General features: G+C 60.1%; 11 protein-coding genes and 1 tRNA gene. 7 read left to right on the forward strand and 5 right to left on the reverse strand.

All coding sequences use genetic code 11. The features are described from left to right. Positions 1-17 precede the first annotated feature (17 nt). Together IB277_RS30940 and IB277_RS30945 are read left to right on the forward strand one after the other, a co-directional pair. A complete protein-coding gene (locus IB277_RS30940) occupies positions 18-1,040 on the forward strand; it encodes a DUF1254 domain-containing protein (protein WP_090295475.1) in 1,023 nt (340 codons plus the stop codon). 34 nt (positions 1,041-1,074) lie between these two features. Continuing rightward, on the forward strand, positions 1,075-1,902 hold the full coding sequence (locus tag IB277_RS30945; RefSeq protein ID WP_060521353.1) for an alpha/beta fold hydrolase: 828 nt from the start codon (positions 1,075-1,077) through the stop codon (positions 1,900-1,902). Between the two features lie 48 nt (positions 1,903-1,950). Here the strand turns inward: IB277_RS30945 and metH are convergent, their stop codons facing one another. The 4 genes from metH to IB277_RS30965 all read right to left on the reverse strand — a co-directional run bounded on the left by metH (position 1,951) and on the right by IB277_RS30965 (position 8,447). After that, on the reverse strand, positions 1,951-5,721 hold the full coding sequence (metH, locus tag IB277_RS30950; RefSeq protein ID WP_090295414.1) for a methionine synthase: 3,771 nt from the start codon (positions 5,719-5,721) through the stop codon (positions 1,951-1,953). A gap of 165 nt (positions 5,722-5,886) precedes the next feature. Then, entirely contained in the window at positions 5,887-7,041 is a 1,155-nt protein-coding gene (locus IB277_RS30955; RefSeq protein ID WP_162728692.1) for an AGE family epimerase/isomerase, read from the reverse strand. A gap of 9 nt (positions 7,042-7,050) precedes the next feature. Then, complete coding sequence (locus tag IB277_RS30960; protein WP_034802370.1) at positions 7,051-7,545, reverse strand: heme-degrading domain-containing protein; 495 nt, start codon at positions 7,543-7,545, stop codon at positions 7,051-7,053. A gap of 5 nt (positions 7,546-7,550) precedes the next feature. Continuing rightward, entirely contained in the window at positions 7,551-8,447 is an 897-nt protein-coding gene (locus IB277_RS30965) for an ROK family protein (RefSeq protein WP_090295407.1), read from the reverse strand. A 252-nt stretch (positions 8,448-8,699) separates the two neighbouring features. Between IB277_RS30965 and IB277_RS30970 the strand changes: the two genes are divergently transcribed. From IB277_RS30970 to IB277_RS30990, 5 genes are all read left to right on the forward strand, one after another. After that, positions 8,700-8,776 (forward strand) — tRNA-Arg (locus IB277_RS30970). 1,554 nt (positions 8,777-10,330) lie between these two features. Then, complete coding sequence (locus tag IB277_RS30975; protein ID WP_192372498.1) at positions 10,331-10,738, forward strand: type II toxin-antitoxin system antitoxin SocA domain-containing protein; 408 nt, start codon at positions 10,331-10,333, stop codon at positions 10,736-10,738. Beyond that, positions 10,722-11,144 carry a hypothetical protein gene (locus IB277_RS30980; protein WP_192372500.1) on the forward strand — a complete coding sequence of 141 codons (423 nt, stop codon included), beginning with the start codon at positions 10,722-10,724 and terminating at the stop codon, positions 11,142-11,144. The genes IB277_RS30975 and IB277_RS30980 overlap by 17 nt, the downstream gene beginning before the upstream one ends. A 304-nt stretch (positions 11,145-11,448) precedes the next feature. Next, positions 11,449-11,724: a DUF1778 domain-containing protein gene (locus IB277_RS30985; protein ID WP_093232608.1), complete on the forward strand. Its 276-nt coding sequence runs from the start codon at positions 11,449-11,451 to the stop codon at positions 11,722-11,724. A 96-nt stretch (positions 11,725-11,820) separates the two neighbouring features. Further along, a complete protein-coding gene (locus tag IB277_RS30990; RefSeq protein WP_246812861.1) occupies positions 11,821-12,240 on the forward strand; it encodes a GNAT family N-acetyltransferase in 420 nt (139 codons plus the stop codon). Between the two features lie 19 nt (positions 12,241-12,259). Here the strand turns inward: IB277_RS30990 and IB277_RS30995 are convergent, their stop codons facing one another. After that, entirely contained in the window at positions 12,260-12,655 is a 396-nt protein-coding gene (locus IB277_RS30995) for a hypothetical protein (protein WP_192372504.1), read from the reverse strand. Between the last annotated feature and the right edge of the window lie 21 nt (positions 12,656-12,676).

The following is a 12,676-nucleotide window of genomic DNA, read 5'->3' on the forward strand; positions in this document are numbered from 1 at the left end:
TCAACGAGGATTTGAATATGAAACACTATCGTTCGTTCCTCATTGCCAGTGCACTGGCGATGGCTGCCGCAACCCAGGCAAGCGCCGCCGACCCCGTAACCGTCGGTGTCGACAACTTCGTTCGTGCCGAGAGCGACATGTACCTCGCCTCCATGGTCAAGGACGGCGCCTTCGGCAAATTCGTGCATCGGCGCGAACCGGCTTCGATCGACAATCAGACCGTCATTCGCCTCAACCGCGATACGCTCTATTCATCGGCCGTGTTCGATCTCGACGCGGGCCCGGTTACGGTCACCATGCCGGACGCGGGAAAACGCTTCATGTCGCTGCAGGTGGTCAATGAGGACCACTATGTGCCGGAGGTCGTCTACGGCGCCGGAGAGGTGACGTTGACCAAGGAAAAGGTCGGCACGCGCTACGCCGTTGTCGGCGTCCGCACCCTGGTCGATCCGACCGACCAGAAGGATATCGCCGAAGTCCACGCCCTGCAGGATGCGATCAAGGTGACCCAGGAGAAGGAAGGCACGTTCGAAATCCCGGCCTGGGACCCGGCCAGCCAGAAGAAGGTGCGCGAAGCCCTGCTTGCGCTCGGCGCCACCATGCCGGACTTCAAGAAGGCCTTCGGCACCAAGGCCGACGTCGACCCGATCCGCCATCTGATCGGCACCGCGACCGGCTGGGGCGGCAACCCCGACAAGGACGCGTCCTATCTCAACGTCACGCCCGCCAAGAACGACGGCAAGACCATCTACAAGCTCGACGTCAAGGACGTACCGGTCGATGCCTTCTGGTCGGTCAGCGTCTACGACGCGCAAGGCTTCTACGAAAAGAACGCCTACAATGCCTACGCGATCAACAATATCACCGCCAAGAAGGGCGACGATGGCAGCGTCTCGATCCAGTTCGGCGGCTGCGACGGCAAGATCGCCAACTGCCTGCCCGTGGTCGACGGCTGGAACTATACGGTGCGGCTCTACCGGCCGCGCAAGGAAATCCTCGACGGAACCTGGTACTTTCCCGAGCCGCAGCCGGTAAACTAGGCGTGCCGCGAATTTGGCAGCGGAGGCCGCATGCATGGAACACAGCGATGACAACCTTGCGGCCTTCGCCGAGCATGGCGCAACGCCCCTGCCCGCAGCAACGGGTGAAGGCCGTGTCGAGCGTGACGGCGCACGAATCTGGTATGCGACCTATGGATCGGGCGAACCGGTTATCCTCTTGCACGGCGGCCTTGGCCACAGCGGCAACTGGGGCTTTCAAGTCCCGGCCCTGCTCGACACTGGCCACCGCGTCATCCTGATCGACAGCCGCGGCCATGGCCGCAGCACCCGCGACCGAAAGCCCTACACCTACGAACTGATGGCGGCGGACGTGCTTGCGGTGATGGACAGGCTGGATATTCAGAAGGCCGCCTTTGCCGGCTGGAGCGATGGCGCCTGCATCGCGCTTATCCTCGCCTCACAGACGCCGGAACGCGTCAGCGGCGTCTTCTTCTTCGCCTGCAACATGGACCCGAGCGGAACGAAGGACATCGAGCCGAGCCCGGTGCTCGACCGTTGCTTCAGCCGTCATGCCGAAGACTACCGCGCGCTGTCGGCGACGCCCGACGATTTCAGCACCTTCGTCGACGCCGTCAGCGAAATGCAGAGAACCGAGCCGAACTACACGGCGGAAGATCTCGGCAAGATCCGCGTGCCGGTCGTGATCGTCCAAAGCGAAAACGACGAGTTCATCAAACACGAGCATGCTGACCATCTCGCCCGCAGCATTCCCGGCGCCGCGTTCATCCTTCTCGATGGCGTCAGCCACTTCGCCCCGCTGCAGCGGCCCGACCGCTTCAATGCCGCGCTCACGGCTTTCCTTGTCGCACTCGAAGACGAGCCCAAAGGCGACGCGCAATGACGGCATTGACGAGCCCTTGTCGGCTCGTCATCTCGCCCTCAGGCGACGCTACTCGGCCGCTTCGGTCTCAGGCATCGGCACGTAGTTGAGGATCGGCGACAGCCAGCGCTCGACCTCGCGCACCGGCATGCGTTTACGTGTCGCATAGTCCTCGACCTGGTCGCGCTCGACCTTGGCGACACCGAAGTAATAGGCTTCGGGATGGCCGATATAGAGGCCGGAAACCGACGAACCCGGCCACATCGCATAGCTCTCGGTGAGGCTGACGCCGATCGTTGCTTCTGCGTCAAGCAGCCGGAAGAGCGTTGCCTTTTCCGTGTGATCGGGCTGGGCCGGATAACCCGGCGCCGGGCGGATGCCGGCATAGGGCTCCCCAATCAGCTCCACGGGCGTAAACGTCTCGTCCGCCGCATAACCCCAGAGTTCGGTGCGCACATATTCATGCATGCGCTCGGCAAAGGCCTCGGCGAAACGATCGGCCAGCGCCTTGACCATAATCGAGGAGTAATCGTCGTTGGCGCGCTCGAAGCGCTCGGCGATCGCCACTTCCTCGATGCCGGCTGTGACAACGAAACCGCCGACATAGTCGTTGGAGCCGCTATCAACAGGCGCGACGAAGTCGGAAAGGGCCACGTTCGCACGGCCATCGCGCTTGCTGAGTTGCTGGCGCAGCGTGAAGAAGGTCGCAAGTTCAGCGGCCCGATCCTCTCCGGTAAAGAGCCGGATATCGTCGCCGACCGTGCCTGCCGGCCAGAAGCCGACAACCGCCTTCGGCGCAAACCACTTCTCCTCGATGATCTTTTTCAGCATCGCCTGCGCGTCGTCGAACAACTGGCGGGCAGCCGCACCTTGCGCCTCGTCGTCGAGGATCTTCGGATAGACGCCCTTCAGCTCCCAGGTCTGGAAGAACGGCGTCCAGTCGATGTAGCGGGCAAGCTCCGCCAGATCCCAGCTTTCGAACACGCGCGTGCCGAGGAACGAGGGCGTCTTGGCCTGATAATTCGACCAGTCAACCCGATGCTGATTGGCACGTGCCTGCGACAGGGGCAGCCGGCGCTTTTCCGCCTCGTTGCGCGCATGCGCGTCGGCGACCTTGCGATACTCCGCCCGAACCGTCTCCATGTAATTGTCGCGCGCTTCGGGCGAGAGCAAGCTCGATACGACGCCGACGGCGCGGCTGGCATCGGTCACGTAGACCGTCTGGCCGCGATCGTAGCGCGGATTGATCTTGACGGCGGTGTGCACGCGGCTGGTGGTCGCGCCGCCGATCAGCAGCGGTACGTCGAAGCCTTCGCGCTCAAGTTCCGAGGCGACATGCACCATTTCATCCAGTGAGGGCGTGATCAGGCCAGAGAGACCGATGATGTCGACCTTCTGCTCGCGCGCCACTTCGAGGATCTTCGCCGAGGGCACCATGACGCCGAGATCGATGATCTCGTAATTGTTGCAGGCCAACACGACGCCGACGATGTTCTTGCCGATGTCGTGCACGTCGCCCTTGACCGTCGCCATCAGGATCTTGCCGGCGCTTTCGCGCGCCTCGCCGCCATTGGCGAGCTTTTCTGCCTCCATGTGCGGCAAGAGCACGGCGACCGCCTGCTTCATAACGCGTGCGGATTTGACCACCTGCGGCAAGAACATCTTGCCGGAACCGAAGAGGTCGCCGACGACGTTCATGCCGGCCATCAGCGGGCCCTCGATGACATGCAGCGGCCGCGCTGCCTCAAGCCGAGCCTCCTCGGTATCAGCCTCGATGTATTCGGTGATGCCGTTGACCAGCGCATGTTCGAGGCGCTTTGCCACCGACCATTCGCGCCAGGAAAGATCCTTCTCGCGGCCCTGCGAGCCGCCCTGTCCGCGATAGCGCTCAGCGATCTCCAGCATGCGCTCGGTCGAATCGGCGCGGCGGTTGAGCACCACGTCCTCGCAGGCCTCGCGCAGATCGGCATCGATGGCGTCATAGACGGCGAGCTGGCCGGCGTTGACGATGCCCATGTCCATGCCCGCCTGGATGGCGTGGTAGAGGAACACCGCGTGCATTGCCTCGCGCACCGGCTCGTTGCCGCGGAACGAGAAGGAGAGGTTGGAGACGCCGCCCGACACATGCACGTGCGGCAGGGTCTTGATGATCTCGCGCGTCGCCTCGATGAAGTCGACACCGTAGTTGTTGTGTTCCTCGATGCCCGTCGCCACGGCGAAGATGTTCGGATCGAAGATTATGTCTTCGGGCGGGAAGCCCGCCTGTTCCGTCAGGAGCTTGTAGGCGCGTGTGCAGATCTCGATCTTGCGCGCCTGGGTGTCGGCCTGGCCGACCTCGTCGAAGGCCATGATGACGACGGCGGCACCGTAGGCGCGGCAAAGCCTGGCATGGTGCAGGAACGCCTCTTCGCCTTCCTTCATCGAGATGGAATTGACCAGCGGCTTGCCCTGAACGCATTTCAGGCCCGCCTCGATCACTTCCCACTTCGACGAATCGATCATCACGGGAACGCGGGCGATATCGGGTTCGGAGGCGACGAGGTTCAAGAACTCGATCATCGCCTGCTTCGAATCGATCAGGCCCTCGTCCATGTTGATGTCGATGATCTGGGCGCCGTTCGCCACCTGGTCGCGCGCGACGTCGAGAGCGGCCGAATAATCGCCGGCAGTGATCAGCTTGCGGAACTTCGCCGAGCCGGTGACGTTGGTGCGCTCGCCGACGTTGACGAAGGGAATGTCGGAGGTGAGCGTGAAGGGCTCCAGCCCGGAGAGCCGCATCAGCGGCTCGACCTTGGGGATCTCGCGCGGCGGATGCTTGGCAACGGCCTTGGCGATCGCGCTGATATGGGCCGGCGTCGAGCCGCAGCAGCCGCCGACAATGTTGAGCAGCCCGTCGCGCGCAAAGGCTTCCACCTGGGCGGCCATCTGCTCCGGCGTTTCGTCGTACTGGCCGAACTCGTTCGGCAGGCCGGCATTGGGATAGGCGCAGACGAAGGTATCGGCAACGCTTGAAAGTTCGTCGATATGGGCGCGCATGGCATTGGCGCCGAGCGCGCAGTTGAGCCCGATGGTGAAAGGCTCGGCATGGCGCACCGAGTGCCAGAAGGCCGTCGGCGTCTGCCCGGACAGGGTGCGGCCCGAGAGGTCGGTGATCGTGCCGGAGATCATGACGGGCAGGTCGATACCCTTCTCCGCAAAGACTTCCTTGGTCGCGAAGATCGCCGCCTTGGCGTTCAGCGTATCGAAGATCGTCTCGATCAGAATGATGTCGGCGCCGCCGTCGATCAGACCGCGGATCTGTTCGGCATAGGCGATTCGCAAATCGTCGAAGGTGACGGCGCGATAACCGGGATTGTTGACGTCGGGCGAAATCGACGCCGTGCGGTTCGTCGGCCCGAGCGCGCCGGCGACGAAACGGCGGCGACCGTCTGCGGCTTCGGCCCGCTTGGCCGCGCGCCGAGCCACTCGGGCACCATCGCGGTTGAGATCATAGACCATGTCTTCCATGCCGTAATCGGCCTGGGCGATGCGGGTCGAGGAGAACGTGTTGGTTTCAAGGATATCCGCGCCGGCGATGGCATAGGCGTAATGGATGTCCTCGATCGCCTTCGGCTGGGTCAGCGTCAGAAGGTCGTTGTTGCCCTGTTGATGACAGGCGCAGCCGCCAAATCGGTCGCCGCGGAAATGCTGCTCGACAAAGCCGAGCTGCTGGATCTCCGTGCCCATCGCGCCATCCATGATCAGGATGCGTTCGCGCGCGGCCTGGGCCAGCGCCCGCTTGATCTCGGAGCCATCCGGCTTGCAGGAAACATCGCCGAAAAGGGCGTCGATGGCGGACATGGGAAATCTCCCGTTCTGAAAACGACAAACACTAAGGCAAGTCAATCACATAAAGATATCTTTATGTCAACATATGCGGCAATCACATTTACCCCTCGGAGCAAAGAAAATGGCCCGCCGCAATCGCGACGGGCCATAATGAAAGCGATACTCTGGATCGGCAAATCAGATCCGGGCTAGGCAGTCCTCGGTTTCATAAATGGCGCAGAGGATATGGTAGAAGCTGCTCGCCGGCGCCGGCTCCTCGACGAAGGTGCCGTCGGCCTTCTGCTTGTCGCGCCAAAGGCCCGCAATCGGCGTCGCCAGAAACGTCTGAAGGGCCGCCGCTGCTCGCGCGGCCGAAGCAAGATAACGCTCGCGCTCGGCACCATTGGTGAGTGCGGCAAAGCGGACGGCCGCCTTCAGCCACTCGGTCTGCGGCCAAAGCCTCGCGATCGGATCTGCCACCGACAGATCGTCGAGAAGCGTCATGATCGCGACGTTGCGGTTCGCGCAGATGCCGTGGGCCTCACCGATATCGAACAGCCGCCGTGCCTTGACGATCGCCTCGGCGCTGCCGCGGCGCTCCGCCCAGCGCAAAAGCAGCCACGCCCATTCGAACAGATGTCCAGGCTCGACGATCCGGCCCTTTTCGCCTGCCATCGGCGCCCAGTCGTGATCGAAGAATTCGCGCAGCACACCGCTCTCGGCATCGATGAAATAATCCATCGCCAGATGCGCAATTTCGTCGGCGAGGTTCGCCCAGCCAACCCGATCGAAGCCCTCGACCGTCTCGCTCGCCAGGCACGCCTCAAAGAGATGCATATGCGGATTGGAGCAGAGCGGCAGGCGCGAGGGATTGTCTTCCTCGAAGCCGGCGACCGGATGCTTGACATGCGCCTCGATCCGCGAGCGAAGGTCATTGCTGCGCTCGATCATCTCGGCCTTGCGGGCCGGCACGACCTCGCCCAGATAGGCGAAGGCAAGCAGCGCGAAGGCCTGGTTGTAGAGGTCAAAGGACGGATCGAGCAGATTGCCGTCGGCATCGGCGAGCGCGCCGTAAAAGCCGCTCGGCTGCTTGAAAATGCGATCGAAATAGGCAAGCCCGCCTTCGGCGGCACCGCGCCAATCACCGGACCAGCCGCGCCGCCCGGCCTCGGCGAAACAGTAGACCTGCCGCGGCTGAACGCGTGCACGCCGGTTGGCGCGAGTCGGCTCGCCTGCCATATCGATCGTCTCGACGAAGCCGCCTGAATGATCGACACCCTTGTCGCGCCAGAGCGGCAGGGCCTTGTCTGCCAGCCAATCCGACAGCACGCGTGATTGCGAAATTATATCCAATGCCAATTCTCAGTCCTCGAGCTTCAAGGCGCCATGATCCTTGCCGAGCAGGGCCGAGAGCGCTTCGACCACCATGTTGTGGTCCTCGCGTTGCGGCAGGCCGGATACGGTGACGGCACCGATACAGCCGGTACCTTTGACGACGATCGGGAAGCTGCCACCGTGCGCTGCATAATCCGCATCGGCAAGGCCGAGCTTGGCCTGCAGATTGGTCTGCGCCTTGGCCAGCTCGCGGCCGGTGGCATAGCTGCTCTTGAACAGGCGGAACACGGTGTTGCGCTTGCGGCGAACCCAGTTCGGATTATCCGGCGTAGCCCCGTCGAGCGCGGCATAGAACACCTGCATCGAGAAGAGCGTGATGTCGATGACGACGCCAAGCTTGCGCTCGGCCGCCATCTTGCGCAGCAGTGAGCCAAGCTCCCACGCCGCATCGAGATCGAAGCGCTCGAACTGCAATTCCTGTTCCTGCCGCGCGATGCGGGCGAGGTCCTTGTCGATATTCATGGGGGTCATTCCTTCCAGAGCCAGGCCGCACCGCGCACGCCGGAACTGTCGCCGTGCAGGGCCTTGCGAATGGGCGTTTCGAACGTGTCGCCGAAGAGGTAGTTGACGACCCGCGGCGGCACGTCCTGGTAGATCTCGTCGACATTCGACATGCCGCCGCCAAGCACGTAGACATCCGGGTCGACGATGTTGGTGAGCAGTGCCAGGCTGCGCGCCAGCCGGTCGACGAAGCGCTCATAGACGCCCGTTGCAACCGGATCGCCCGCCCGCTTCGCCTCGATGATATCGCGCCCGCGCTTCTCGCCGCCGGTCGTCAGGCGATAGTCGAGCTCGACACCCGTGCCGCAGGCATACATGTCGAGGCAACCGTGCTTGCCGCACCAGCATTTGTGGCCAGGATATTCGTCCTGCGTCATCCAGGGCAGCGGATAATGGCCGATCTCGGCGGCAACGCCCTGGTAGCCGGCGTGCACCTTCTTGTCGATCGCAAGGCCGCCGCCATGGCCAGTGCCGACGATAACGCCGAAGACCACATGCTCATTCTTGCCGGCGCCGTCGACCGCCTCCGAGACCGCCAGGCAATTGGCGTCGTTGGCAAGCCGGACCGGCCGGCCAAGCGCCGTTTCGAGGTCACGCCCAAGGGGCTTGCCATTGATCAGCACCGCATTGGAATTGCGCACGATTCCGGTGCGCGGATTGGGACTGCCGGGAATGCCGATGCCGATCGAGCCCTGTTCGCCCGCCGTCTGCTCGGCGGCAGCAACCAGATCGAGAACGGCGCGGATGCAATCGTCATAGCCGCTGGTCGGGGTCGAGACGCGATGACGGGCGCGTGTTTCGCCATCGCGGCCAAGCGCGATGACTTCCATTTTTGTGCCGCCCCAATCTATTCCGATGAACATATGTGGATCAGGTCTCTGATGAAGGACTCAATGGGGAGCGCCAGCTTCCTCGGGCCGGCGCTTGCTTTGCTTAGCATTCAGAGGACATGGAAGACCAGCCCCCGTTTCATCGTCGTTTTCAAGCCTGCCGGTCCGCGTCGGCACACCACCCGGACGAGACGACCCAAGCTCGCCGCCACCTGCATTTCCGCGGGCACGCACGCAAAAACACTTGGCGAAGAGCCCTTGCTTTTGTATGGGTGCTATTCAAGTGGTCCCGTAGCTCAGCAGGATAGAGCACCAGATTCCTAATCTGGGGGTCGCGCGTTCGAATCGCGCCGGGATCACCAATAAATTCAAGCACTTGACACCGGGATATCCAGAGTTCTTGTCGCGTTCGTGTTGCATTGAGTTTCAACCATTTCCAGCCATTTCAACGGGTTGACGGCTATTCGACGCGACATGGAATGCAACATGTTGCGCGTCACTGCAGCCTCAAACCATTGAGGACTCGCCATGTCCGACAGCCCTTTGATCAAATTCGTTAGGGCACTCGCACGGCATAGGGCTAGGCAAGATGCGGCGGCCGGGATCGTGGACGAATCGATCGAACGATATGCCACTGATCCGTCGGAGCAGAATGCAGAGGCGGTCTTGGCCTCGATGGGGCAGGCTTTGGAGAGTCTATTCCAGCGTGGAACAACATCCGCGGCGGAGCTACAACCACCCCTAGGCTTACCCGCTTCGCCAGAGAATTTGCCCATGAAGGAGCTGCCCCGGGTACTGACCCCATCGATGCTCGCCGAGGAGCTATATCTTTGTCACCGGCGACATGGACCCGAGCGAGGCGGCAATGAAGGAAGTCAAGCGCATCGGTGAGAAGTATGGGGACACCGACGCAGCCCGACAGGAGATCGTCGACTACCTCTGGTCGATTGGCCGATACATAGAGCTAGCCTCCGAAAGCACGCGGCATTAACTGCGTCCTAGCTGGTGAACGCCGCACAGAGACAGCGTGCAAGTAGCGTTGTGCATATGAGGAAAATCGTCTTTTCCTCCTAGATGCAATCGTGCATTGTGCGCCTCCGAGAAGGAGGCGCTGATGTCTTACGATTGGGAAGGGGCCAGACGGCAAAGGTATAAGGGCGCGCGGCTTTGGCTCCTAATCGCGTTCGCAGCTTGGTTTATCGCCCTGGCGTTAACGCCATAACTTCGCGACCGGAATGTGAACCCACCCTCTTCGCGTCAATCGAGACCCTGCTGATGCAAGCTGTTTCCCACGCCTTGGGCATCCTCATGAGAATTCTAGGATGGGTGCTCGGTCTCTCCGTAGCGCTGGGCGTCATCTTGATTGTGCTCTTCTCATGGTCCGATGCGAACAAACAGCAAGCATCGTATGAGTGCACGCTTCGGAGATGGGATAACAAAATCCGCGAGGAGATGACCGGGCCCTACCACGACACTTGCATGGCTGCTCAGGGGTATCGCCGGGTCAGTGGCTGCTATTCAGGCAATCTGGTCGACGCCCCGCCATTCTGCTTTGCCCCAAGCTGGCAATTCTGGAGAAAGTGACGCCGTTTTGCATGCGGCCCCTCGTGACGGCGACGCCATTTGTTTTGCCGCTAGGCAGCCGGAGAGAGGGCTCGACTTCGGAAGTGGTGCCATGATCCCCATGGGGATTGGGAACTGCCGGGGCTGATAGATGGATAGAGCGCCTAGGACGTTCCTACTTGCAAAGCAGAGTTGAACGTTGCCTAGGCATAACCATCTTTCTCATATATTAATTGATTTGCACCAGCATCCCGTTGGCGGAACCGAATATCGAGAATCGAGCAGTGGCGACTTACAGCGCGGAGCTAATAGCCAGTTATTTCCTCTCGTTGACGAACGCAGAGGACAACGACGTGTCCAATCTCAAGCTACAGAAGCTGTGCTACTATGCTCAAGGCTTGGTGAGTGCGATGCGTGGCGGAGAGCCATTGTTCCATGAAGACTTTTCTGCATGGGATCACGGCCCAGTCGTTCCTGTCTTGTATCACAAGTATAAGGAACATGGATCTCAACCGATTCCGGTAGTCACGGACTTCGACGTGAGTCAGATCGAGCCGAGAGACCGCGTAGCTCTCACAGATATCTATGAATACTACGCGCAGTTTTCTGCTTGGCGATTGCGCAACATGACCCACGAAGAGCGTCCGTGGATTGAGGCTTACAAGTCCGGAAAGCGGATCTCGCTCGACTCCCTTATTGAGTTCTTCGAACCCCAGATTGATGAGGCTTACGTGGAAGCCGTCTATGGCAAAGCCGACTAACCAGAAAAGTACAAAGGCGCCGTTCCTGAAAGGTGGAAAGGCCCCGGACCCCATCAACCCAGACGACTTCCCTCCAGCCTTCTCGTTCGAGAAGATGCAAGATGGTTCCGGCCATTCATTCAATTGCTGCCAGGACGATGACAGGCTTCACTTAGCTAAGCGGATTTTCATGCTTAGTCGGCTTCCGTGGAAAGAGATCAGGAATACTTCGGCGAAGGGCTTGGGCTCAGAGGACATACCGAAGTACCGTATCAAGCCGCCCGTACCGAACTCCGTTACCCACGACGTCACCTATTTCCATTCGCTACACTATGTAGGCAAAAAGAGGTTCGTCGGTTATCGTGTGGGACAGATCTTTTACGTCCTTTGGATAGATCACAATTTCAAGGTTTATAGCCACGGCTAACCGTTGGCACGTGCACAAATGAGGCCGCCTTCCTATTTCGCCGAGCGACCTCTTTGGCCATCGTGGCAGAAATCCCAGCCAGAAATGACCTAATCACTCCCATTTTGATGGGTTTCCCATTTTGACAGCCGATCGGCGCTAAAAAAATTTCCAATTGTTTGTTGCAGTTAGCGTTTGTGCGGCATTTACGTTCATTGATTAAACACGGTTTGTGTTTACATTGTCCATACGAACGCATATTAGCAGCGACGCTGATCTGCGGCTTCTGCTTTTGTAAGAGCGAAGTTGTAATGGAGAGTTAGATATGTCTGCCCTGAAAAAATCAAAAACCGTCAATTTGCGCATCGATCCAGAAGCGCACGACCTCATAGCAAGGGCTGCCGAGGTATGCGGCAAGAGCATCACGGCATTCATGACGGAAGCGTCTGTCTACTCTGCTCAGGAGGAGCTTCTAGACCAGCGTTTCATAGGGGTATCCTCCGAGGTGTTCGAGGCCGTTGATGACGCCTTGACCGCTCCGGGTAAGGCCCGAGAGGAATTGGTGAAGCTCTTCCAGACGAAAATTGAGTGGATCGACTAATCAATGCCTTACAGAAAGCCATGCCCCATAGCCGACCATCACGTGCTTTCCGAATTTTCATCTGGAAAAGAGTCATTGGATGTATGGCTTAGGGACATGGCTCTTTACAATCAGGCTCAAGGATACTGTCGGACCTTTGTGATAGCCGACGCCGACTATAAAGTCGTCGGCTATCAATCTGTTTGTGCCGGGATGATTCATCGAAACGACGCGCCGAGGGCCGTTAAGGGGCACATGGCGCCAACAGAAATTCCTGTTGCACTGCTGGCGCGTTTGGCTGTCAGTGTCCCACACCAAGGAAACGGCTTGGGAAAAGCACTGCTTAAGAATGCGCTCATGAGCGTTGTTTCGGCCGCCCAATTGGTCGCGTTTCGTGCTGTCGTCGTCCACGCTTTGGACGAAGACGCGGAGAAATTCTACAAGCGCCACGGCTTCCAAGAAACAAAGAACATGGAGCGCCGACTGATACTGCCCGCCAAGGATATTGTGGCGTCGTTAGCGGCAGTTACTGACTGACCTACTGCTGCATTGCTTTTTAGGGCGCCCGCGCCCGTGACCCACGCCCACTCTCTTCAAGGCGTTGCAGGATCTCCCGGACAAGCCGCATATCCGAACTGAGATTATTGAGAGTGTTCTCTACCGCCCGCATCGAGGTCGCTGCCTCGGCCGCCTGCTTTTCAACCCCTGTGATGCGAAGTTCGTGATTGTCAAGCAAACGCATTGACGCCTCAAGCGTGGTGACCCGCTTGTCGAGCTTGTCGATGTTCTCGGCGTGGACCTGTTGATTGGCCGTCAACCGCTCCCAGGTCATGCCCCAGGCAGCAATGCCGCTGATGAAGCCGAGAAGGATGACTAGCGTGTTTAGATTCCACTCCCATTTCCATACTGGTGCTCTGACGGTTGCCATTTCATCACCCTGGTTCTGCCCCATTCCTGCCCCTCGATGCATGCA

The sequence above is a fragment of the Ensifer sp. ENS07 genome, assembly GCF_014852185.1.
Taxonomy (GTDB): Bacteria; Pseudomonadota; Alphaproteobacteria; order Rhizobiales; family Rhizobiaceae; genus Ensifer; species Ensifer adhaerens.